This is a genomic window from uncultured Veillonella sp. (assembly GCF_963522475.1).
Classification (GTDB): Bacteria; Bacillota; Negativicutes; order Veillonellales; family Veillonellaceae; genus Veillonella.
Window position 1 is genome coordinate 13,007 of the sequence record NZ_CAUQYW010000008.1, and the last position, 26,696, is coordinate 39,702.

Sequence of the window (26,696 nt, forward strand, 5' to 3'; positions counted from 1 at the left end):
TCTATATTCCTCTTTTCTATCGTTAGATTATGGTGAAAGTATCTTTCACACGTATTTTACATTCATATCTGAAAGCACTGCTTTCACAAATAATATGGGTAGGCACGCGCTACACGAGGTAGCGCATACCGACCTTCATTTATTTAGTTATTGTACTCACAAATGATTACATACCAAGTTTTGCCATCATTGCAGCAATTTGAGCTTTCATTTGTTCGTTTTCAGCTTTCAAATCAGATACTTCTGTTTTTAATCCAGCGTTTTGTGCTTTAACGGACGCCATTTCTTGTTGCATTGCATAAGCAGAGCTGATAGGACCTTTGCGGTAACGATCTGCTACAGCAGCTTCACTATCACGGTTGCCAACTTTCCAAGTTACACCAGCGTTTGCCATCATATGACGGGAACCACCAGCCCAGGATAAGCCAGCATGCATCAATGTGGACTCGTTTTTGTAATGAGCAACGCCCATTGCAATTGCGGAGTTACCACGGTAGTTACCATAACCAGCCATGATTTGAGTTGGTTCCAATGGATCGTATTGGATAGGTTTCAATGCTGCAAGAGCTGCACCTTGTGCACCTACACGACCGATTTCTTCACCTAACTCATCAACGCGTGGGTCACGACCGCCTTGTACGGAAAGATCGTAAACTGGAGCGCCATCAGCATCAGTAGATTTGTTGATGGATACAGAGTTATCGTTGGATGTAACTTTAGTCAATTGACCTACAGTTGCAACGTCGGATTTATCTGTACCATTCTTAACATTAGTGATTTTGTTATCACCCATGTTGAGGTTACCACCAGTCATGGAAATTTCGTTAGGGCCGAAGTTCATAGTAGCACCACCATTGTTAGTAATGGAAGTAATACCTTTAAGATCGCTATTCAACGCATATGTTACTTTGTGATCGTAGTTTGCATCGCCATTGATAGCATCGTGACGGATAGACAAGTTGTTACCAGCTACGAATTTAGTACCTTTTTCTACGGAAGGAGTAGTCGCTACAGTTTGAGCGTTTTCTACTTTACCAGTACCTTCTTTCTCTACATTAAGGTTGAACGCTTTACCTTGGATGCCAGTAGTATCAACTTTGAAGTTAACTTTACCATTAGCACCAGTAGTAATCGCTACGGAATGGTCATCGGATGTGAAGTCAAAACCGTCAGCCAATGTAGTTTTCTTAGCTGTTTGACTACCAGCATCATTAGATGTGGAAGCTTTGTAAGAAATTTCAGCTTTATTTTCAAGGTTTGTTTTATCTACATTTACTTCGTATGTAGCGTTTTTACCACCTTGTGTAGAACCAGTTGCAGGTGCTACAGTTGCCAAGTTATCATTACCAGCTTTTGCTACTACTTGTTCAGTAGATACCTTCGCATTGATTTTTACAATTGGATTACCGTTTGGATCAGTACTACCATCATTTGTGAAAGTAACATTATCGCCAGCTTGATAATTATTAGTGTTGATACCTTTAATTACTACGTCTTTACCAGCTACTGGATTACCGTCTTTATCAACAGTGTTCAATGTTACAGAACCATTTTTAGCAGTGTAGTCACCTTCTTTGATACGCATATCTGTATCTTTATCGCCTACAGGCAAGCCAGACAAGTCGATAATTGCTGTTTTACCAGTTACATCTTTACCATTGCCATCAACATAAGTCAATTTAACTTTTTTGTCAGTATCTACAGTGTATGTAGTATCTTTGATGTGTTGTTCATCTGCAAGGTTAGCTACTTTATTAACTGTTGTACCACCGTCAGTGCTGTAAGTGATACGATCGCCATCTTTCTTAATGGAGATATTATCATTAGCATCACCAAGTTTAACTTCTTTAGTTGTTACGCTGTCCAAGCCTTTAAGATCTTTGTTCAACTTAACTGTTAATGTATCAGCACCATTAGCTACTACAGCGATGTTACCAGCTGCAGATTGGAAGCTATTAGCTTGTGCTTCTGTAACGCCTTCACCTTCCACTTTAACTAAGGAACCAAGTTTTTGTTTGTTTTCAGTGGATGTGTTATTGCCAGTGAAGCGTAAGCCATCATCCATAGTTGCTACTTCACGTTTAATATCGTTGTTATCAGCATCTTTCAATGGGTTGCCATTAGCATCTTTTGGTACATATACGATACGTTGAGATTGATCATTGTTGTTTGCTTCTGGTTTAAATAATGTTTTTGTACCATTTTCAGTAGAGATATCTACAGATTTGCCGTTTGTACCAGCAGGGCCTTGAGGACCTGTTAAGCCAATTGTACCAACGCCATCTTTACCAGCAATGGATACAGCATCTTTACCGTCTTTACCAGTGATGCCAACTTTACCATCAATACCATTTGTACCTGGAATACCAGTAGCGCCAGTAGCACCTTGAGGACCAACTATAGTTACACCATCTTTACCAGCTATGCCATCTTTACCATTTACTACAACTTTATCCAAGTTAGTTAAATCTTTGTCTAAGCTGAATGTATATGTATGAGTTTTGTTAGCTGTATCAATATCTTGTTTTACAGTCAAGTTTTTGCCTGCTGCAAAGTTAACAGTACCGCCGTTTTCAACAGCTGTTTCTGTAGCAGTACCCTCTACTGTACCACCATTTGCAGTTGCATTAGCTTTGAAACCGTAGTTATTGCCACCTGCTGGAACATTCAAGTCAGTGAAGTCAATAACAGCTTTAGTATCAGTTACTGCTTTGCCATTACCATCGTTGTAAGTCAATGTAACTTTCTTAGTAGCTGCATCGTATTTGTATACGTTTTCAGCACCATTTGCTACGCCACCTTTAGCTTCAGTGCTACCAGCTTTAACTGCTGTAGGAGCGATATGCAATTCAGACGCTTTCAATGCATCAGCAGTAGATTTGAGATCTCTTACGTTAACTGCAGCAAATGGAGTTGCAGTAGCAGCATTGTTAAGGTTAGTTAAGAATGTATCACCAGTAGATGTACCAGCTTTATCAATAGCGGAACCAACGTTGTTTACGATGGAGTTGCCACCAGTTCTGTTACCAGCTGCATCTTGGAAGGATACGATAACATCACTTGCAGGAACATCGTTACCAGGTGCACCATCAACGTTAGTTGTGAAAGTACCATCTGGACGTTTTACTACTTTAGTGCCATCTGCTTTTGTGTAAACTGCTGGAGTTACAGCATTTACAGTGTAAGTTTTTTGGCCTGTTGTCGCATCAGATGCTTCAGAAACAGTTACATTATCACCAGCTTTTACAACTGTGCCAAGACCAGTGATTACGTTCTTCCCTGCATCAGTGATATTGGAAAGATCAGATTTAGCAATGCCTTTAATTTTAGTAGTAATAGGGTTTCCATCTTTATCTCTGATAAGCTCATCATAACCACTAGTGTAAGTCAATGTTACTTCATCATTAGCCGCCTTAGAATCAATAGATTTATCGCCTACTGTATATACACCTTGAGTAATGTGTTTTTCATCATTAAGGTTAGCAACTTTATATTCATGTTGGCCACCGTCATTAGTATATGTAATGCGGTTGTCATCATACTTAATTGTAGCAGTAGTGGTACCATGTGGATCTGATAAGTCAATTTCTTTTGTAATTACTTTTTCAGTTGTTACACTATTCAAACCTTTAAGGTCTTTGTTTAACTTAACTGTTAATGTGTTTGCACCATCAGCTTCAACTGCGATGTTATCTTTAGCAGATTCAAATTTAGTACCATCAGATGTTTGGATTTCTTTAGCGCCAGCTGTATCAGTACCTTCTTTAGTACCTTCGCCTTGAACTTTTACTAAAGAACCTAGTTGTTGTTTGTTTACAGTGGACTCATTATTACCAGTGAATTTCAAACCATCATCCATAGTAGCTACTTCACGTACAATGTTCTTACCATCAGCACCTTGGATAGGGTTACCATTAGCATCTTTTGGAACATATACGATACGTTCAGCTTTATCAGTATCACTATTATGAGCAGGATCACGGTTAGTAAGAACTTGTTCACCTTTAGCAGATGTGATAGAGATATTAGCACCATCACGGCCGTTGATTCCATCTTTACCGTCTTGGCCTTTAGGACCAGTCATACCGATGGAACCATCTTTACCGTTAAGAACTACAGAAGCACCATCTTTACCAGTTGCACCAACAGAACCATCTTTACCATTAGCACCATCTTTACCGGCTGTAATGTTATCAGACAAGGAGAATTCTACAGTAGCATTACCGTTAGCAGTATCATTAGTTTGTTTTACTACTAAGTTTTTACCAGATTGGAATTCCACAGTTTTAGTATCAGCAATATTTTGAGCATTTGCGTCATGAGTATCAGCAACAGCACCACCATCTGTAGTATTAGCAGAGGATTTAACATTCCAAGAGGATGCTGTACCACCAGTTGTAATACCAGATAAGTCGATAACAGCTTCTTTGCCATTTACTACTTGGTTATTACCATCAGTATATGTCAACTTAACTTTTTTATTAGCATCAGGTGTGTATGTACCAGGAGTGATGTGCAATTCAGTATCTTTTAATTGTTTTACGTTAACTGCATCATTATCATCTGTACCAGGAGCCAAGTTCACAATCTTATTATTTGTTGTGCCATCGCCCATGGATAAATTACCACCAGAAATAGTTACAGCTGGAGTTGAAGTACCTGCTGGAACATCACTAATTGTAATAGAAGAATTACCATTAGAAATGGAATTAATGTCTTTTAATGCTTTAGCTAAACCAACATTAATTGTTGTGTTACCATCAGCTCCTTGTTCAATATTAGTTCTAATATTAGCTGTGTTGTATTCATCAGCATAAGCTTTACCAGCAGCTAATGCACCGCTACCTTGAATAGTTACTTTAGAGCCAAGTTTGTTAGTTTTTTCGCCACCTTCGTTAGCGTCAAATTTCAAACCTTTACCGATGATTGCATCAGATGTATTTTTAAGGTCTTTTACGTTAACTGCTGCGTTTGGAGTATCAGTAGCTGCAGTGTCAAGTTTTGTTAAGAATGTATCACCAGTAGATGTACCAGTTTTGTCGATAGCAGAACCAACGTTGTTTATGATGGAGTTGCCACCAGTTGTGTTACCAGCTGCATCTTGGAAGGATACGATAACATCACTTGGATCTACATTATTACCAGCAGAACCATCAACGTTTGTTGTGAAAGTACCATCTGGACGTTTAACTACTTTGGTGCCATCTTTTTTAGTGTAAACAGCTGGAGTTACAGCATTTACAGTGTAAGTTTTTTGGCCTGTTGTAGTATCAGATGCTTCAGATACAGTTACATTGTCACCAGCTTTAACAACTGTGCCAAGACCAGTGATTACGTTCTTGCCTGCATTATCGATGTTGGAAAGATCTTGTTTAGCAATACCAGTGATTTTAGCTTCTTCGTTAGATACTGGGTCACCATTGCCATCAACGTAAGTCATTGTTACGCTGCCGTCATTTTGTACAGCATAGCTACCTGGTGCGATATGTTTTTCATCTTTAAGATTAGCAACTTTATTAACTGTATTACCACCATCATTGCTATAAGTAATGCGGTCGCCATCTTTCTTGATTACTGTTTCGCCAGTGCCGTTAGGATCTTTTAAAGTAATCTCTTTAGTAGTTACTTTATCAGTTGCTACGCTTGTAAGATCTTTAAGGTCTTTATTCAACGCGAATTCAACTTTAGCACCATTAGCATCGCTAGTTTGTTTAACTGTTAAGTTTTTACCAGCACTCATTTCTACAGTATTAGTATCAGCAATATTTTTCGCTGCTGCTTCATGGCCAGTTGCTTCAGCACCGCCGTTAGCAGTATCTGCAGAGGATTTAATGTTCCAAGAGGATTTTGCTACAGAACCTGTGCTAGCAACATCAACAGTGTAGATAGTTTTAGTGCCACCATCTGCTGTTGCTACTGTACTTGATGTTACTGTAGCAGCATTTTTACCTTGAACTTCAACTGTATTGTTTAACAATTTTTTCGCATCTGTAGATAAATCAACAGTTACGTCAGAGCCAGTTGCAGATGTGGAGATGTATTTACCATTATCAGCACCAATTACACCAAAGCTTAAACCATTAGCTTTGTTCAATGCTTGACCATCTGTAGCGCCAGCATTACCAATTAATTTAACAGTATTATTGAATTTTTGATCTACAGTGTACAATTGACTACCGTTTACAGCATCTGTAGATGTGCTGCTAATAGTACCAGGAGATACGTTAGTAATTTTTTGATTACCTGCATCGATACCATTTTTTGTAACGGATGGACCACCAGTAATTGTAAGACCATCATTGTTAACTTTAGTATCACCAACAGTCAAGGAACCAGCATTAGTAAGAGCTACATTGTCATTCAAGTTGAATTTAACAACGCCATCGTTATCGATTGCTGCTGTTGTGTTTGTGCCATTAGTGAAGTTCAAACCTTTATCTAATGTAACAGTTTTGTCACCAGTGCCATTAGCTTTATAAGTCAATGGAATTTGTTTAGCTGCTTTATTACCATCGAATGTTACTGCATAAGTAGTATTATGCTTACTTGCATCATCAGTAGGTGTTACAGTAATAGGATTATCTGTGTTACCACCATTATTTACTGTTACTGCTTCACGAGCTGCATCTTTAACAGCATTTTTAGATACGGATACTTCGTATTGAGCACCAGGATCATTTACATTTTTACCGCCTGCAACAGAAACATCAGCAATGTTAGTATCGCCAGATGCAGCTGCTTTTTTAACTACACTTTCAGTAGAAGCTGTACCACCTGTTGCATTAGAGCTTACTGTATAGATGTCATGGCCATCAGCGCCTTGAGTTTTAGCAACATTTACGCCAGTACCAGCTTTAACTTCAGTTCTTAAATCTTTAATTTGGCTGTAGTTAACAGCATCAGTATCATCAGTACCTTTAGCTACGTTAGTGATTTTTTTGCTACCAGCGTCGATACCAGTTTTAGTTACAGATGGACCACCAGTGATAGACATACCACCGTTATTCATTACAGTGTCGCCAATTGTTAAAGAACCACCGTTAGTCAAATCAACGTCTTTATTCAAGGAATATGTGAATTGTTTACCAGCTTGGTCTAATACAATATTTTTACCAGCGCTGAAAGTAACAGTGTTGCCAGGCCTTACTTTTTCAGAAGTAGTGCCATTTGTAGTACCACCATTATTAGCGGAAGTTACTTTCCAACCAGAGTTGTTAATTGCTTGAGTTACATTGTCAGTTGTAGCAATGCCGTTTGTAGTAGGAGCTACTGCTTTACCATCATTGTTAGTAGTGATGTTAGCACCTTTTTTAGCTGTAACTTTAATAGCGCCATTTGATTCTACAGAAGTAGAGATAATGTCATTATCACCATTTACAGTTAATGTACCGTCTTTCAACAATACATCGCTGTTACCAGTATCAGCAGCATATTTCAAGTTAACGTTTTTCAATTGAGCTACGTTAACAGCATCAGTATCTTCTTTACCTGCAGCAAGGCCTGTGATTTGACGAGTTGCAGTTGTACCATTACCTACAGATACAGCAGCTAATGTAGATGTACCAACTGCACCAGATTGAGTGCTGTATTTGTTAGTACGGCTATCTGCAGGGTTGTAACCTTGTACACCAGCAGCAGTAGTTGTTACAGATTTATAACCAAGAGCTACACCTTCTGCAATAGTTGCCTCTGCATTACGACCAAGGGCAGTTGCACTTTCTGCTTTTGCCGAAGATGCTCGGCCTAAAGCAGTTGCACCATCGCCATCAGTGGTAGCACCCGGACCAATTGCTGCTGCACCAATACCTTTAGCATTAGATTGCGTACCGTATGCAGCACTAGACGAACCACTTGCAACAGCACTACCACCAACTACAGTAGAGTTACTACCAGATGCAGTGGTTTGAACACCAATAGCAATAGTATTATTATGTGTTGCCTTAACATCTTGACCAATAGCGATACCGCCAGAAGCATGATTAGCTCGACCGTCTGCTTGTGCACCATTACCAATCGCAAGTGCAAATGCATTGCCTGTCACACCAGTTTCACTTGGTTCAGAAGATCCATATGCAATGGTATGGGAACTTTGATAATCATTACCAATCGCAATACCACGACCTGTAGCAACTGTTACATTACTACCAACCGCGATACTATCTTCGCCATAAGTTTTATTACCAGTACCAACAGCAACATTACGGTTACCCTTCAAAGTGTTTTTATTACCAAGAGCTACAGAACTACCGCCACCTTGGTTAGCAGTATCAGTACTTCTAACAACATTTTTTGCACCAATGGCAACGCTAATTTCATCACCATATTGAGATTCTCTTACATCATTAGCATTTGCAGTACCAGAACCTGGTTGACGAGCTGTAGCATTATTTTCATTTGTTGTAGCCCAAACATTAATTTGTTTGGATGAATTCATTGTCGTTGCTGAGTTTGAATCAGCTGCCTGAACACCTGTTCCAACTGCACCAGCACCAACCATAGCCAAACCAGCTAATACGCTAGCAAGAACTTTTTTCTTACCACCATTGTTTTTAGCAACTTCAGATACTACTACGTAGCATTCTTTAGATTTGCTCCAAACTACTTTAAAGATCTTATTCATATTTCTATGAACCCCTTTCTTAAACTAGACACAATTACAATCCTTATAAATAATAATCAATAAATACAAAAGACTAAAAGTCCAAATATCCCATAATTAATGGCTTTCTGAGTGTCTTTCATATTATTTTCATTTTGTGTCATGAACAGAATATCATATATCGAAAATGTTGTAAATAGCTTCCTTCATGTTTTTATCATAATTCATAAAGTTTATTACTAGAACCTTTATTTTGTTAAAGAAAATTTAATATATGGGTGTTTTTTTACTCATTTTTTGTGTGTTTTAATTCTATTTTATAAAGCTCAATCTAATTTTCTCTATGCAATACAGTTTTTTTCCATATTTATATTAATGTAAGTTATAAATAAACGATTAATAGATTTAATCTCATTGATTTTTATCGATTTCAAAACGCATTTATATATTATCTTTAAAATATCGATGATCGAAGAATTTCTATTTTAGATTATTGTAGTTTTTTATAGACTGATTCACTATTTTTTCATGTATCAATTTATATATGAAGTATTGATGAAATTAAACTTAATCACACAAAAAAGCGTAACTGGTATAGAGTGCCGTCTATATCAGTTACGCTTTTTGATTTGGCTACTACATAGATTCCCTCACTTCTAAATATAATTAAGTAGTAGCCAGTAATTACGTAATAACCTATTCTATTTTTTATTTACACGAACGCGTTCAATTGTTGGTTCACCTTGAGCGTTTTTTGCTATTGTGTCCACGCGGAACAATGCCATTTCTGGGCTGAATTCAGTAACGAGGCGATCATCTACTGTTACGCCGTCTTGGATTCACGGTATACAATTTGTGCGAATTCATAACGAGTTAACAAGCGGTCACCACCAAATGTGCCATCTGGATAGCCTTCAACGAGACCACGGCGAGATAAATCACTTACCGCTTCATATGCCCAATGGTTTGCAGCCACATCTGGGAATAATGTAGTGTGGTCAGCTTTCATCTTAGTACCAGCTACATCGTTCAATAATGCAGTCAATTTTTGGATTTGTGCATTTTGTTCAGCTACAGTTTTCTTAAGAGCCAATACCTCTTTACCAATCGCTACGCGAGAACGAGATACACCACTATGAGCCCCTACTTTCACAGACAAGCCAGCATTGAATACTGTTTCATCGCTGCCTACTGTGGAACCGATGCTAAGTTGTACATCTTCGTTAGGACGGTAGAAAGCACCGATAGCTGCCGCATCACCACCGCGATAGTGACCATATCCTGCAGCAAAGTCCCATTTAGCATCTGGATCAAAATCAAGTGGATGTAAAGCCGCCAACGCTGCAGCACCTGCTACAGATTTGTCGATGCGTTTATCCATCTTGGAAAGGACGCCCTTAATGTGGTCACCAGCTGTTATAGTTGTAACACTAGAAGATGCTGTGATTTGATCTTGTAAATGTTTAAGTTGAGCTACGTTCACTGCATCAGTATCTTCAACACCAGCTTTCACATTGTTGATTTGTTGATTGCCTGCATTGATTTCATCTAAACCAAATTTTGCATATCGCTCATCACCATCGACGCTCATAATTGTAATATTACGGCCATTTAATTCAGTGTCACCATTTTCTGGTCCATTGAGAAGGCGTAAATATCCAGTACGAGCTTCAAAGCTATTATTGTCACCAATCATGCTAAAGTAGCCAGGGTATAAATCGTTATGGGTATGTCTGTCTTTTGAATGTACTGATACAGATCCACCACTAATTTCTGTTATTTGATCATTTTTATCATGAATTCTAATAAAATCTAGATTGGTGTCCACATTCGCATATGACTCTGGACGACTATTTAAGTAGTTTAAAGTTACATGATAATTTTCATTATCATCTCTATTAGTAGGAACAATATTCCAAGTTTTAACTTCTTCTGCTAATACCCCTGTAGCTACTGTGGATAAAACCATAGCTGCTAATAAGATTTTAGATGTTTTCATAATTACTCCACCCATACCGTATTATGACGTCTTACCATGTTAAGCATCTTATCTCTCACTTTTACCGTTTCTTCTAAATGATGTTTTCCACCATACCAGGCCATCGGAGCACCTGCTAAACGGAATGTAATCTTGCCATATGCACCACCAGAGCTATGCTCTGGTTTATTATATCCCATATCTATAGATACACGTGGTGTAAGTTGCATTTCCGACCCTATACGGAAACCATTCTTATCCGCCTGTCGTTCTTGATCCCAATGGTATCCTTCGAGATACACCCTAGCCCAACGAGCATTCTTAAAGGTCTTACCATATTCTATGGTATACCCATTGGACACACGTTCTAAGGTATGAAGGTTTGCATCGAGAATGCGCTCATCTGATGCTGCTCCATACCAATTAAAACGGAATTCACTTTCACCAGACATATATTCAAGCCCCGCACTAAGACGATCGTGATGACGAAGGAACCGATGATCATAGAATAGATGAGCACCATAGAGGTGGCGATCATCCTTGGAGATACGTCGATAACCAACACCTACATTGAGGGTCGTACCAATGTCTGATGCTCGAGATATACGTTGTTGTGTAAACCATACATCTCGCGACGTAGTATCATAATGGCCTAACGGTTGTACGGTCTCTACCGAATACAACGGCTTCCATCCCTCTTGGAACTGGAAGCTCAATGTAGTACGTCGCATCCATGGTCTTCCTTTAGAGCCATACATAGCATTAGACACATTCGACATAGCTACTGCATTGATAGCGCGGTTTACGGCATCAACATTACTATATTGCACCGTCTTAGCATCTTGCCGATCCATAATGAGCGGTCCACTTTCACCTATCATATGATCTGGCGTTGATGCCGGTGTAATATGAAAGTCCTCTACTACTCCCTTATCTGTATGTAATTGTTGTTTTTCTGCCTCAGCCGAACCCACACAACACAATAGGGCACCTAAAGCAATACACACAATACGCTTCATTACTCTCTACACATAAAATTCATGAACAATAAATGAAATATATATTAGTGTAACGAATAATGGATACTACTGTCAAGAAATCAAAGCCATAAATAGGCAAAACTATAGAGAAATTTCTCTATGTAGATTAACCTTTTCCGTTTCGAGTTAAACGCTTTTATACCATTGCATAAACATTCTCTAAAATATACATTTATGGTGTATTTATGCCCCATAATATACAAAATATTCATTTACAATATGAATATTCCGTATTATTATGAAATCGTAACTGATATGAAAGTTTTATGAAGTCCTAATATGCAAAGGAGTGTATTGTGATGAGTAAGAAACATTTTGTATTAACAGGTATTGTGTGTTCTGCATTATCTATGGGAATTGTATCGGCAGAGCCCGTAGCACCTGTCAACATTGTAGAAAACAACGGAAACGTTGGTGCTGTAGGAACTACATTTACTAACGACGGTAATGTAACGCTCGGTAGAGCGGCAGGCGCAGCGAATAGTACCCACCAAGTTGTTAACAGTGTTAACGCGAATGGTAACAATGTAGCCATCGGTGCGTTAGCTAGTAACGGATCTAAAGGGGGCGCCAATATTACCTTAGGCGGTAAAAGCTTCATGAACAGCACAGGTGATTTTAACGTCATTGCCGGTGCCATGGCAGCGAACAATGCAAAGCAAACCATGTCTATTGTGATGGGTACCCAATCGGGTGAAAAATCTGAAGGATCAAAAAATGTATGGATTGGTCATTACCAAGGGGCAAATAGCACGGCTAACAATTCCGTCCTCATTGGTTCCGGTTCCTCTGTTAAAGGCGATTTTACTCTCGGCATCGGTCATTATACGAATGTAAATGCCAAGAAGGGCCTCGCGATCGGTTCCTTTAACACCTTATCCGATAAGGCCACCGAATCTGGCGTATTTGGTCAAGGCGAATACAATAAAACGGCCATCGATGCGAGTGGATCCTATAGCATTGGTAACTATAACCACATCTCAGGAAACAACACTTTTGTTATGGGTAACAATGTGACTACATCCTTGGAAAATGCCGTAATCCTCGGTAATGACTCTACAGATGGTGATGTTGTGGGCACATCGAGTTATACCTTTAACAATGGAAAAACAGTAAATTATGCAGGCACTACCCCTATCTCCACCGTATCCGTAGGTGCCAAAGACAAGGAACGTACTATTACAAATGTAGCAGCTGGTCGTGTCAGCGCCACTTCTACAGATGCCATCAACGGATCCCAATTATATGGGGTTCACCAAATGATCGATACCCTTAACCAAAGTACAAATGCACAACTACATGACTCCATCAGTCGTGTAGAGCAAAATGTACAACGTGTTGAATCCGAATCCAATAAGGGCGATGCTCGTGCCGCTGCATTAGCTGCATTACACCCAATGGCTTATGACCCAGACAATCGTGTGCAATACATGGCTGGCTATGGCCATTATAAAAATGCCAATGCCCTCGCTCTTGGCGTTGGCTATTACCATCGAGACAATCTATTGTTCACTACTGGTGTAACACTCAATAGCCACCTTATGGCTAATGTAGGTGTTACCTATAAACCAGGTAAATCTCAGGTAACTAGTCATAATCAAAACCTTGAAGCTCGTGTACAAGCGTTAGAAACACAAAATAAAGAGCTACAAAAAACTGTACATCAACTCATGGCAAAATTAAATAAATAATACAATTATAAGCACACAAACATTAAGAACTGCACCCTATAGTTTAAATAATTTGAGGATGCAGTTCTTTTTATATGCTATACTATACCCAACGTTATATACTCAAAAATTTATTTCAGGGGTTAGTATATGAGAAAACAAGATATAAAACAAAAAACAAATACAAAAAAGAATACAGTAATTACCAATCATTCGACTATACCTGATGAATTACAGGTCAATATAAATGAGCTAAAGGACTCGTATGATTCATTCCTCTATGTATCCAAGCCTTTTTCTAGTACGAATATTAATAATTTGCAAGCTAAGGCTAAAATGTATGGTCTTACTCCTGCACCAATCAAGGGTGCCCGCGTTCTTGAATTAGGTGCCTCCTGTGGCGGTAATCTCATACCGCAAGCACTGTACTATCCAGAAGCAACTTTCACAGGCATCGACCTATCAGGCGTACAAGTACAACACGGCAATGAAATTATACAATCCATAGGCCTCACCAATGTGACATTATTAGAAAAAGATATCCTCGACATTGATGAAAGCTTTGGTACCTTTGATTACATCATCGTCCACGGCATCTGGTCTTGGGTTCCTGATATAGTAAAGGATAAAATTCTAAGTATCTGTAATGTGAACTTATCCGATAACGGTATCGCTTATGTATCCTATAACACATACCCAGGTTGGAAACGCCTAGAGCAATTGCGGGATATTATGTTGTACTCGGAAAAACGGGCTATGGATCAAAATCTATTAGAACGTACATTATATACAAAAAATGTGTTGAAAATGGTAGCAGATACCATGAATAGTGATGAACGTTCTCGTACTCAATCAGATTATAAAATTAATAATATTCAACGAGTACTGAACTCTAATGATTATTATGTGGCCCATGAATATTTAGAAGCCTTTAATGATCCTGTTTACGTATCTGAATTTATAGAACGTGCTCAGAAACAAGGCTGTGCCTATATTGGTGACGAAGCACTACAAAGATCATTTATATCTTGGTTAGCAGATGATGTGGCGAACAATATCCGAACCTTATCCAATAGTAACTATATTGATAAGGAACAGTTTTATGACTATGTATATGATACACAATTCCGCATGAGTCTATTAACAAAACAATCCAATGAATCAAAGATCAATCATGATGAGACAGTAACGGTCAATATTTTAAATAGCCTATACTATGTATCGACCTCTTCCAATAAAGAAGGTGTTCCATCCGACTGGACCGATACAGTCCATATTGCAATCAAAGAGTTAATGGATACTGCTAAACAATTTACAGTGCAAGATATTATAGATCATATCAATAGTAAGTACCCAGGATATAACATTGATAACAATCATCTCTATCGACGCCTACTAGTCCTAATTATCACAGGAAATCTCAACATTTGTGGCGAAGCCTATCCTATCCTCCCATTTGTTGAAAATGAAAGCTATATACCTGAGCCTTTCGTCAACTATATGAAAACACTCATAGAAGATGGTGGCAACCAATATACGGCCTTTGGCAATATGTATAACCAAATTGATGAACGTATCGATAATGGCGTACTATTTGTTGCGAAGTTACTAACTAAACCTACCACACGTGATACATTACTACAAATTATGGATGAAAATGGTCTAACTGTAGAACGTACTACGAAAGACGGTTACACATATCAAGTCCCAACAGAACAATACTTAAAAGAAGTTCTTATCCATCTAGAATATCTTGGATACTTTAGAAAATAAACATACTAAATACAAAACCACCCTCTTGTTTTCCAAGAGGGTGGTTTTGCATTGTATTTAAGAAGGTTAGTATATTACATTTAGACGATGTCTAAATATAATAAAATAGGCCATACACTTATGCGATAAGAGGGGGGAGCATAGCATCCTTAAGGATTGTAATTGCATGATAATAAGGGGAAGTTGCATATGGATGCTATGTAGATGTATAGATAGATACGTTGTATATATGTAAGGGGTTATATATGTGAAGGAAATATATATCTATACGGACATACAGATATATGGCCATGATTACAGTATATAATTTATGTTCGAAAAGTTATGTGTCAATGCACATACTTTCCTATATATTAGAATTTGTGCGTGAATCCTGCATTTACGCCCCAGTCTGCTTGGTAATCGCCAGACAAACCGGTCGCAACATCAGCAAATACGCTATTGTTACTATTAAAGCCATAACGGCCACCGAATGCTAATTCAGTCCAAGTGCCCTTGAGGTCTTGTTCTGTTAATTTCACAACATTGCCACTAGAGAATGCAGTTTTTACATTACCTGTGAAAGCATGACCTGCTGCAAAGCGTGTATAAAGGTTGCCATTGCCGAATTGTTTACCCAATTCAAGACCAAGCTTACCAGTAGTACTATTTACACCAGATTGGTTAACAGATACATTGTCTACATTGAAGTTACGGCCACCAAAGCGTGTAAAGTTCAATTGTGCTTGTGGTTCTACATAGAAACCATTAGCATATTTCAATGTTTTGCCATAGCGAACACCGATGCTATACGCATTGGATTTTGTATCGCCAGACATGGCTTCACCAATTTCATTGCGAGCCGTAAATTCATTAGATACGCGACCTACTTGAGTTTCTACATGAACATATTGATCTTTACCAAGGTCTTTCAAACCATAGGCACCAACGGAGAAGGATTTCACCTTACCAGAACCATCGAATACATAGTCTTCAGAACCGCGAAGGTAGGATACTTGACCACCTACAGTCCAGCCACGGCTGATTTTAGCATCATAACCGCCTTGGATGCGTGTGTAATCTGTAGCTGTATCAATACCGCTGCCAGAGTAGCTGTACTTACCACCACCGATACGAGCCCAAATACCTGTAGGTTCACCTTGTTGCAATACACGAGGACGATACATATCGTCAGCTGTACGCCAAGCGTTGATATTACCTACTACAGCAGAGCGAATACCACGCATATGAGGGGTATCATAAGCACCACGAATAACAGGATTAGGAGTTACAGGTGTAACTGGTTTAGGATCCGGAGTTACAGGTGTAACTGGTTTAGGGTCCGGAGTTACAGGCGTAACTGGTTTTGGATCTGGTGTTACAGGCGTAACTGGTTTAGGGTCCGGAGTTACTGGTGTAACTGGTTTAGGATCTGGAGTTACAGGTGTAACTGGCTTAGGATCCAAAGTTGGTGTAGGTTTTGGTTCTGGTGCCACATAGGACCCTTGACCATTGCCGTCTTTCCAAGTAATATCCCCTTCTTTTTGGTCTGTAGTCAATTCTTTTTGGAAGCTAGACACAATGCCTTTAGAAGCGATGGATACTGTACCAGAAAGGTTTCTTTCACCTTTTACATAATTTTCATAGTAGAATTTATGTGCCAAGTTATCTAAAATCTTGTTTACATTACTTTCAGAAGAAGTATCAAGATGATCACCTGTCACATAGCCATGCACACCAGAGTTAGCTGCAGCAGATTTTACGATGAAGTTACCACCCTCAATATCTGCTGCATCGAGACCAGTTTTTTGGGAACCTGGTTTACCTAAATTCAAACCAGTTCCACTAGTCATATCATAAATAACGTTGATATGACCATCCAATTTATTCACATGAATATCGCTACGGGAATCTTGTGCAATGCGGCTGAAACCTTCACGCGTACGAGTACCTGTGAGGTTGTTAATACTACTACGTTCTGTTTTACCATCAATTTTGAAAGATTCCAAGCCGCCCATGTTATCATGGCTCCACATGCCACCATCAAAGGTCATGTTGATTTCGCCACCCTTATCTTCTAAGGTGTTCACAGCCTTACCAGAAAATTGGTTAGGACTATTATGAGCGCGGCCTAGGCCGATATTAATCACAGATGGTTGCTGTTCTTGATGAGGAGGCATCATTTTATCTGATACCAACACATCACCTTGCATATTAAACACTTTGTGTTTTACAGTACCCGCATCATCGATACCAAGATTAACTTTACTATTATAAGAAAAGGCTACTGGATATGGTGATTCCCATGGTGCAGTAGTCACATCCATAACACCGCCATCCACTTGAATGGAACTATTATCCAACATGCCTGTAATGAAAGCTGGTTGACGATAACGTTTAGGCAATTGAGCTGTATTAGGAGTATCCAAGGAACCAATCGTAACTTGACCACCATTAGATGCTACTACACCTTTAACAGTTGCATTACCAGTACTCTCAAATTTACTATCTGCAGTAGTCGCAAAAATTTGTCCATCAGAATTAAGACCTGCTGCAGCCCATGTACTTGGCACGGCCATCGTAGATGACAATAAAGTCATCATAACAGCAGATAATAAAATCTTATTTCTACCTCTCATCCTCTTACACCTCAACCATTAATACAATTACACTCACATTTGTGAAAGTCTCTTCATAAATGAATATATCTATAAATTGATTTATTAGTCTTTATTTATATGAAAAGATAGATATATACTCACTTTATTAAGAACTCACATCCAACACTTTTAAAATATATTTAAAATAATACACTATTTTTTGTGAATTGTAAATGAATTTCTCAAATTTTATTTAAAATAATTTAAAATATTAATGATTGAGTTATAAAACTAGAACATATAAGCGAATCAATAAGAATCTATAAATAGAAAATATATAAATAAAAATAGCCCCTTAATAGGGGCCATTTTTATTTACTATGTACATAATAATTTAGAATTTATGTGTAAATCCAGCATTTACAGACCAACCTGCTTTATAGTCGCCAGATAGGCCTGTACTAATATCAGCAAAGATACTGTTATTTGTATTGAAGCCATAGCGGCCACCGAATGCTAGATCTGTCCAAGTGCCTTTCATGTCTTCGGATGTGTATTTAGTAGTAGCACCACTTGTGTACGCAGTTTTCACTGTTCCAGAGAAGGCATGGTTAACGCCAACACGAGTATAGATGTTACCTGCACCGAAGTTTTTACCGATTTCAAGGCCAAGACCACCTGCCGTACTGCTCACACCAGATTGCTCTACATGCATGCTACCAGCATTAAAGCTATCGCCACCGAAGTGAGTGTAGCTCAATTGTGCTTGTGGTTCAATATATGTACCATTTGAAAGCTTCACAGTTTTACCATAGCGCGCACCAATTGTGAAAGCATTAGCTTTAGTCTCGCCAGATAGGCTTTCACCAATCTCATTGCGAGCCGTGAAGTCATTAGAAGCACGACCTACTTGGGATTCGATGTGGATGTATTGATTGTTACCAAGATCTTTCAAGCCGTACGCACCTACAGCAAAGGCTTTTTCTTTGCCAGTACCATTAAATACGTAATCATCGTTGCCACGAAGGTAAGAAACTTGACCACCTACAGTCCAACCGCTACCTGTTTTAGCATCGTAACCACCTTGAATGCGTGTATACGTTGTATCTGTGTCGATATCTTTTGCATTGAAGCTATATTTACCGCCCCCAACGCGAGCCCAAATACCTGTTGGTTCGCCTTGTTGCAATACGCGTGGACGATACATATTATCTGTCAATGTTCTCCAACCGTTGATATTACTCATGATGGCAGAACGTGTGCCGCGCATATGAGGTGTATCAAAATCACCCATGATAACGTGAATATGACCGTTGTTCTCAGATTTAGGTGTTGGTGCTGGAACCGGTTTCACCTCTGGTTTTGGAGCTGGAGCTGGTTCTGGTTTCACCTCTGGTTTCGGTGCTGGTTTATTTTCACCATATACGTATTTACCTTGACCATCTTTATCTGCTTGCCATGTAATGTCGCCTTCTTTAGCATGTCCAGATGTAAGGACTTTAAAACGACCAGATTCAGAACCATTAGATGCAATGGCTACTGTGCCTTGAAGGTTTCGTTCACCATTTACATAGTTATGATAGTACATCTTGTGAGCTAAGTTATCTAAAATCTTATTCATATTAGCCTCAGAGGACATGTCTAGGCCTCGTTGAGTAGTGTACACATGAGCTGCTGCACCAGGGGCTGCACTTGTAATGTGAATATCACCACCCCAGAAGGAATCCGGCGTCAAACCATTATAGGTTTTAGTTGGTGGTTGATAGCTTGGATCCTCAGTATCTCCAGTCTCATCATTAGGATCGTAAATAAAGTTTACATGACCTTCCAGCTTATCTACATAGAGTTTGTTATGCTCACTTTGGGTTACCATGTTCGCATAGTTGCGATTCTTGGAACCTACAAGACGATGAACGTGGCTAGGTTGCGTGCTACTATCCAATGTTCCTTCATGCAAGCCGCCTTGATAGAAAAGCTCCCAAGAACCATAGTCACCAAGGAATACATTGATATGACTTGGTTGCTTTGCATCTTTGTCAGCTAGATTAAATGCTAAACCATCCCAAAGAGATTCCTTCCCATCAATACCAATATTAATCTCAGATGCATGATTTGCGTCACTTTTAACAATAACATCACCCACCAAAGACAAGTCGTTACCGATAAAATTACCTTTGTTGCCGTCTACGCCAATATTAACAGTACCACCTTGAGCTACTGCAATAGGAGTGCTCACATTTCGAACATCATAAACGCCTTCCTTAAGAGTTACCTTACTGCCACCTTTGCTGCTTATAAACGGCTTATTATTGTAACCAATATTGGCAACAGCCTTATCAATGCTGACTGTACCACCATTATCTGCTTCAATTGTAGATATGTAGTTTGTCATTTCGCCAGCCTTGAATGACCCACCATTTGTAGCAGTAATCGTCATACCCTCTGCCATCACATAGGGCACCACAGAGCTAGCAATCGTTAGAGCAATCGCCAAGGATAAGTTTGCTTTACATACACGTTTCATATAAATCCTCTCTCATTTACTAACTATAAACTATTATTAAATAATTTAATTATATTTAATATTTGTATTCTTGTAAATATGAGGGAATTTTGCCACATAAAACAGCGCACCAATATAAAAAAGCAGTAACTATAGTTACTGCTAATGTATACGTATATATATTTTTGTATATTTCTATATATAGATTCTTATTGATTCGATTATATGTTCGCCATATAATTGTCTTAGGATAGTCAATCGAGGTTGGGCCTCTCTTCGTCAATGAAGGGAGGGGTGTCTATGAGTGATTATGAGTTAATCATGATAACTCTAGAGGCAATGACCGTTGTCATTGCCTTTGGTGCACTTGTGGCGCTTATTTGTCTTGGAAAAGACAAATAGCCCTTCGTTATCCCTAGATAATTAGGTAACTGAAAGGCCATTTCATCAATTATTTATTCTCTTGAGATGAGCCCGACGGATCTACTCGCTTGGCTATCTGTTTATATTATAGGATTAATCTTATATATCGTCAAATACGGATAAACGATACTATAGTAAAAAAGGCAGCGCTTAAACCGCTGCCTTTATTTTTTATTTACGCGCCACGCGCATAGCCGCCATCATACCTGGGGACTTCCAGACGGATTGACCATTGTCTGAAACAAGTTTGTTGTTATAGTAGAATACATCCGCATTGTAATAATTACTATCGCTAGATGTTACCTTATAGCTAAGACCAGATGTAGTATATACGGTGAAATTGAGTACATCCCCTACTCGCTTTACAGAGTCTTGGTCTACATACCAGCTATTGCCGTTATAGGTTGTAGCATATACATCCGTACGAGCTTCTACATCATGTGTATTAAAACCAGTCAACACAAGTAGAGCCGATATCATATATAAAAATTTACGCATTAGAATTACCTCCGTTTTATCGTTGGAATACTTGCTTATTATACCAAAAAACGGTGAGATTCGCATTAAAATGGCACCTTCTTCTCCATCCACGATTGACTACTTTCAATATATAACGTAATGCGTTTCATAATAGGTTTTTCTATGAAAGCTAACCGCATATAATCAACGACCATACCAACTATGAAAATGATTGCTACGATGAAGATCGCATATAGTGGTAATAGTGGTGAGTCATAATACTGATAAGTACTAAAAATATAATCCCACATATAATGCATCACTAGCTTATTATCGTGTAATAAGTAAATCCCAAAGGTTGTAGAGGCAATCGTATTGATCCACGGATAATAGGTAATCTTGACTTTCAAGAAAACAATAAATAAACCTATGCCCAGTAGTAACTGGAAAAAGCCATAGTCATTTTGGGTAAAATAGAAAATCTGTTTCATATACGCAGGGTCTGTTGTGGCCAGTACATCTACAAGGATGTCCCCTCCAAAGGCGCCTAATATGCCTATACTGCTCAATATTATCCCCGTTTTTCGTGTTATATGAGATCCAAATAATTTAAAAGAGGACCCATATAGCTTGATGTACGCCCCTATTGAATAAAATACAATGAAGGAAAAAATATGCTTAAAACCAAAGGTGGTATGTGGTAAATCAGGCCATAGATTAAGAGCTGTAGGTATGACAAACCAAATTACCATCGAAGCGGCTAGTAGTATAAGGTAATATGTATGCTTCAACCGATGTAGCACGCGATTAATAAAAGGCATTACTATATAGAGAACTAAAAATGTTTGAGCGAACCAACTCATACATCCAAAAGGTAATATAGCAAGCATTACGTTGTAAGGCGTAACCGTATCGAGACCTAATCCCACTGCCACACCTAACATGGCAAGACTATAAAACCATATTTGGCCTACTAACTTCCCAAACTTATGTAGCTTGAAGTTGCTAGAAACCATAAAGTACCCCGTTATCATAACAAAAGCCACTACACCAGCCTTACCGCCGAGGGCAAAAACTTGCAAGAACACCTTGTTAAACGTCAAATCTGGGGTAAAGGGGAAACTACCATGTACAGTAAAATGATGCATAATGATCAGCACCATCGAAACAATGCGCAATAATTCAATATTGCTCTCTCTCATGCTCTCAACCTCTCATTCTATAAACCTCAATGTCTCTCCAAACTATGAGATAGATAGCTATTACGTCTAACGGCTATATAATAAGGCACTGCACCTATTTATCAGCACATACACCATAAAATACAAGATATATATGAGAATGTAGTGACATAATTTAGGCATACAAAAAAGACAGCAGTTGTATGAATCTTACCTCTTACAACTACTGTCTTCAATTAAACTTTTTCTATAAGTTCTATGAATAAGTAAAATATGTTTATATTAATATGTTAGTGTTCCCATAAATATACGATAGCTATCATTAGATTGCAACAAATCTTTCACATACACACGAGATGCATCATTATCAAGCTTCATAGCCAACGTACGTCCAAATGATTTCGCACTATGAATAATCTCACCTAAGAATCCTACGATTGTAAAGAATATTTCTTGGGGAGTCATAAAGTCTGTTGCCAACACATCCTCAGCTTCACCTAACTGTAAAGAATATATCATATCTGATTCTTGCAGTGAAAAACGCAAAATAACCGCACTCGTTTCCATATCATAATCAAGTCGATATGTACGTAATTCTCCACTAACTAGCACATTATCATCAACATTCATAATTTCAATATGTACAGGCTTTCTGTCTCCCACAGATAAGACATATTTTTTCATACCAATACTCCACTAACATATAATGTAATGTAATTAAATTCATTTATATAATTTATTCATGAACTTTTCATTCACAAATAAATTATACAAAATTTTACAGTTATAGAGCAATAAATTAAATATAAAGTCTATTTAGTTTTTAATAAGTATTTAAATTTATGATATGAAAGAAACGAAGATTAATAAACTTCCAAGAGAATTCATAAGATTCAGAACAGCGAGAAAAATCAGAATTACGCAGAAAATGTATAAATTCATAAATATTATTTATATATCTTTCTGAAAACTCTAATGCATTCTCTTCTTTTTCCTTATTATTTGCATTTTGAAGATTATATAATACATAATCTAAATTACAAAACATATAATATACCTTATAAGGAATACCATTACATATACCACTTGTATTAGTACTCAATGTATTTATATTCTCTCTTCTGAACATTGCTATTACAAGTATTCTCTACATTTGATATTTTTATAGAATCTATGTTGTCTGCATTACTATCAGTAGTAACCTTATTTCTAGCTAATTTTATATCGTAACATACATGTATATTAACATCATTAATTTGTATGAAAAATTCAAAAGAGAGCTCTGCTAACTCACTATTGATATTAATATAATCAATTAAATAATTTCGTAGTCTCTGACCCATCAATAACTGTTTTAATATATCAATCGCATTAATCAAAACCGTTCTTCCTGTGCCATTATACATATCAGAATATTTCTTATCTAAATTTAATTTAATATGACCATATTCAACATTCTTTAAATTTTTAATTATAAATCTCTTCTAAAAGAACAAGGGCGTATTCATAATTAATTCTCCTTTTCTGGTCAATAGTGTATCGTAAACTTGACAACAAAAAAAGAACTGTAAAAACAGAATAAAAATTTCCGTTTTTACAGTTCATATGCAAATATTTACTATAGAACCCTTTTTCCTATAAGACGATTCTGTTGTGTTATTAATGAGTATATGAGAGGTAAAAATTTATCTCTTATTCATGATCAAAATCGATTTCTGGTGCATCAATACTATCTGTATAAATCACTTTTGAGCCATCGGGATTTTCTTTCCAAACCAATGTATCTCCAGCATTATCTGGATTAGTTGCATGACTACCTAATGTCAATGTAGCCTCAGTTGTGCTTGTACCAACAAAAGAAACATCTACTGGATGATTATCTCCCTCTACATCTACCCAACCATTACCAAACCATAGGTAGGATTTATCTAATACAACAGATATATCTGTACGGTCTGCTTTATGTTGTCCATTAACATCAGTAATAGTTAAGCTAATAGCACTTTCATCAATTTGGCGATTAGGTGTAGTTTGGTAACTATAAACACCTTCACCATTTGGACCCAACGCATTATCTTCATCAGTTTGATTATGCGTTGTTCCTGTTATTCCAAGAAGAGTAGGTTGAGCTTGTCCAACATCATCAGTCTTTTTAAACTTTGGTCCATGGTAAATCGAATCATAGTCACCTGTAGTTGTATAAATACCATTATATTGCGGTTGGTCATCAGTAACTTCTATGTATCCCTTAAATGTGAATGGGCCATGTTCATAGCGGATTTTATCATAATGACCTACAGGCAAGTCATTAGCACTTTTAACAACATTTGGCACACCTTCCACTTGTGCAACAGGCATACCAATATCTACCCAACCTATACTTGGATCTGTATTATGGATAGCGGCCCCATAAATATTACCATCAATTTCAGTAGTTCTATTAATAATCTTAGCTGATGCTACACCACTAGCAAGAATAAATGCAGCAATACCAATGCTCGTAATTTTCTTTAGCATACTTGATCCTCCTTAGCGTACACGAACTGAGAATGTAACGGTATCAGATTGTACAGTTGGCGCATCTTTTTGATACCGTTCAACAACGATATTATTGTTACGGCGTACTTTATCAAGCATTTTAGAGCGTACAGTGCTAACAGAATCATCACTATGTTTACCACCAAAGAGAGCAAAGTCAGTTTTACCTAATGTGTACATAATCTTACCATACGCATCACCAGAATGATGTGTAGATTTATTATAGCCCGCATCAACAGAAATATTAGGGGTTACTTGTAGCTCTGCGCCTACTTTAAAACCATTTTGGTCGTCATGATGTTTAAAATCCCAATGGTATCCTTCTACATAAGCACGCGCCCAACGAGCATTTCTGAAAGTAGTAGCATAGCCAACATCATATCCATCTACAACCTTTTCAAAGATATGATTTGTTGCATCAATTTCCTTTTCACCAGACAAACCTTTATACACATTAGCTCGGAATTCATTTTGGCCTGTGAAATATTCTACGCCACCACCAATTCGAGCATGATGACGTTTAAAACCATAATCGTAGAAAGTATTTATACCGACAAGGCGAGTCTCGCTTTCATTAAGAACACGATAACCAAGTCCAACATTTAACGTCGTACCAAAATCACTCTCATTAGCAATACGATCTTGCGTAAAGATTACATGCTTAGATTGTTCATCAAAATGCCCCAATGGTTGAACAGTTTCAATATGATATTGAGGTTTCCAATGATGTTGGAATGTAACACCTACATTAGTACGTTTCATCCAGTCCTTGGCATGATCACCATGCATAGATTCATTAATTGAAGACACTACCACAGCACTCATACCATTTGCAGCTGCTGTATCTGTTGTATGGTCTGCTGCAAAGCTAGGCGCACATACGCCACATAGCACAACACCACCGACAACGACTTTAGTCAATAACTCTTTAGTCATAGTCTACTACTCCCTTTCATATATACAAATCTACATTTAAGTTTCATGAAAAAAATCTTCATGAAATATTTCTTATTCATTATATATACTTATATATATACGGTCAATATAACAAAAATTAAATATTATAAACGAATTTAATATATATCGAAGGTTTTAATGAATGTTTAATAGTATGTAAAAGAAAAGGCTATTTATCTTTGATATATATCCCCCCTTTACTGGACAACCGTATCAATGAATTCATAAATACAAAACTTTAGGATACAATGGTCTTATTAATAAACCTAAGGGGCAACCATCAAAGGATTGTCAAATGAAAGTACCGAAGACTATCTCACCTCGAAAGCTCAAAGAAAGCGAATATGAGGAACTAGTTGGCTTATGAGCTGAAAATGCTTATATTAAAGCTGAAAATGAACTCATAAAAAAGAGATTGCCTTGAGAGAAAAAAAGGAAGCTGCGCGTCTCAAGTCGAAAAAGCAGCGATTATTAAAACGCTCCGAAAACAAGGATATCAACTAAAATATCTTTTAAAAGCTATGAAAATGGCCAAATCTACCTATTATTTTGAACTTACTAAAGTAGATCTTGTAGATAAAAGGAATACAGAGCTAAAAGATGAAATCCAAAAGATTTTTACAGAATATAAAGGTCGGTATGGTGTACGGCATGTATACCAAGAGCTTCTTAATCGAGGATTTGTAGTTAACCATAAACGAGTACAAAGACTTATGCATACTATTGGACTCGTAGGAAAGCTACCGAAGGAAAAGTATCACTCTTACAAAGAGAAAGTGGGTAAAGAAGCAGAAAATATCGCCAATAGAGATTTTAGTACAACTACACCATTACAAAAAGGACTACTAATATATCTCAATTTAATTTCTCGTGGAGAAAATGCTATTTATCGCCTATTTTAGGCAAGCACTTAAAGAACATGGCATTATTTAGTCTATGTCTAGAAAAGAAAGTTGTTATGATAACTCTGTGATGGAAACCTTTTTGGTAGATTAA

General features: G+C 37.7%; 12 protein-coding genes and 1 pseudogene. 3 read left to right on the forward strand and 10 right to left on the reverse strand.

Going from position 1 to position 26,696, the window contains the following annotated elements; translation table 11 throughout:
• Positions 1-166: 166 nt before the first annotated feature.
• From RWP19_RS05850 to RWP19_RS05860, 3 genes and pseudogenes are all read right to left on the reverse strand, one after another.
• Positions 167-8,620, reverse strand: a complete 8,454-nt coding sequence (locus RWP19_RS05850; RefSeq protein ID WP_314356833.1) for an ESPR-type extended signal peptide-containing protein — start codon at positions 8,618-8,620, stop codon at positions 167-169.
• A gap of 680 nt (positions 8,621-9,300) precedes the next feature.
• Positions 9,301-10,148 (reverse strand): annotated as a pseudogene (locus tag RWP19_RS05855) (S-layer homology domain-containing protein); the annotation flags it as partial.
• Positions 10,149-10,600: 452 nt separating this feature from the next.
• Positions 10,601-11,596, reverse strand: coding sequence for an inverse autotransporter beta domain-containing protein (locus RWP19_RS05860; protein ID WP_314356834.1), 996 nt, complete (start codon positions 11,594-11,596; stop codon positions 10,601-10,603).
• Between the two features lie 320 nt (positions 11,597-11,916).
• Here RWP19_RS05860 and RWP19_RS05865 point away from each other — a divergent pair, with 320 nt between their 5' ends.
• Positions 11,917-13,308 (forward strand): YadA-like family protein, encoded by a 1,392-nt coding sequence (locus RWP19_RS05865; protein ID WP_314356835.1) that lies wholly within the window; start codon positions 11,917-11,919, stop codon positions 13,306-13,308.
• A 129-nt stretch (positions 13,309-13,437) separates the two neighbouring features.
• Complete coding sequence (locus RWP19_RS05870; protein ID WP_314356836.1) at positions 13,438-15,060, forward strand: class I SAM-dependent methyltransferase; 1,623 nt, start codon at positions 13,438-13,440, stop codon at positions 15,058-15,060.
• A 353-nt stretch (positions 15,061-15,413) separates the two neighbouring features.
• Here the strand turns inward: RWP19_RS05870 and RWP19_RS05875 are convergent, their stop codons facing one another.
• The 7 genes from RWP19_RS05875 to RWP19_RS05905 form a co-directional block, all read right to left on the reverse strand.
• A complete protein-coding gene (locus tag RWP19_RS05875; RefSeq protein ID WP_314356837.1) occupies positions 15,414-17,678 on the reverse strand; it encodes an autotransporter outer membrane beta-barrel domain-containing protein in 2,265 nt (754 codons plus the stop codon).
• A gap of 355 nt (positions 17,679-18,033) precedes the next feature.
• Complete coding sequence (locus tag RWP19_RS05880) at positions 18,034-20,163, reverse strand: autotransporter outer membrane beta-barrel domain-containing protein (protein ID WP_314356838.1); 2,130 nt, start codon at positions 20,161-20,163, stop codon at positions 18,034-18,036.
• A gap of 573 nt (positions 20,164-20,736) precedes the next feature.
• Positions 20,737-21,063 carry a Tat pathway signal protein gene (locus RWP19_RS05885; protein ID WP_314356839.1) on the reverse strand — a complete coding sequence of 109 codons (327 nt, stop codon included), beginning with the start codon at positions 21,061-21,063 and terminating at the stop codon, positions 20,737-20,739.
• Between the two features lie 65 nt (positions 21,064-21,128).
• A complete protein-coding gene (locus tag RWP19_RS05890) occupies positions 21,129-22,226 on the reverse strand; it encodes an acyltransferase (protein ID WP_314356840.1) in 1,098 nt (365 codons plus the stop codon).
• A 261-nt stretch (positions 22,227-22,487) separates the two neighbouring features.
• Positions 22,488-22,889 (reverse strand): hypothetical protein, encoded by a 402-nt coding sequence (locus RWP19_RS05895; RefSeq protein WP_314356841.1) that lies wholly within the window; start codon positions 22,887-22,889, stop codon positions 22,488-22,490.
• 1,008 nt (positions 22,890-23,897) lie between these two features.
• Positions 23,898-24,722, reverse strand: coding sequence for a hypothetical protein (locus RWP19_RS05900; RefSeq protein ID WP_314356843.1), 825 nt, complete (start codon positions 24,720-24,722; stop codon positions 23,898-23,900).
• A 12-nt stretch (positions 24,723-24,734) separates the two neighbouring features.
• Positions 24,735-25,679, reverse strand: a complete 945-nt coding sequence (locus RWP19_RS05905) for an inverse autotransporter beta domain-containing protein (RefSeq protein WP_314356844.1) — start codon at positions 25,677-25,679, stop codon at positions 24,735-24,737.
• A gap of 548 nt (positions 25,680-26,227) precedes the next feature.
• Between RWP19_RS05905 and RWP19_RS05910 the strand changes: the two genes are divergently transcribed.
• The gene (locus tag RWP19_RS05910) at positions 26,228-26,602 is read left to right on the forward strand and encodes an IS3 family transposase (protein WP_314356845.1); all 375 of its coding nucleotides are present in this window, start codon (positions 26,228-26,230) and stop codon (positions 26,600-26,602) included.
• The last annotated feature ends 94 nt before the right edge of the window (positions 26,603-26,696 follow it).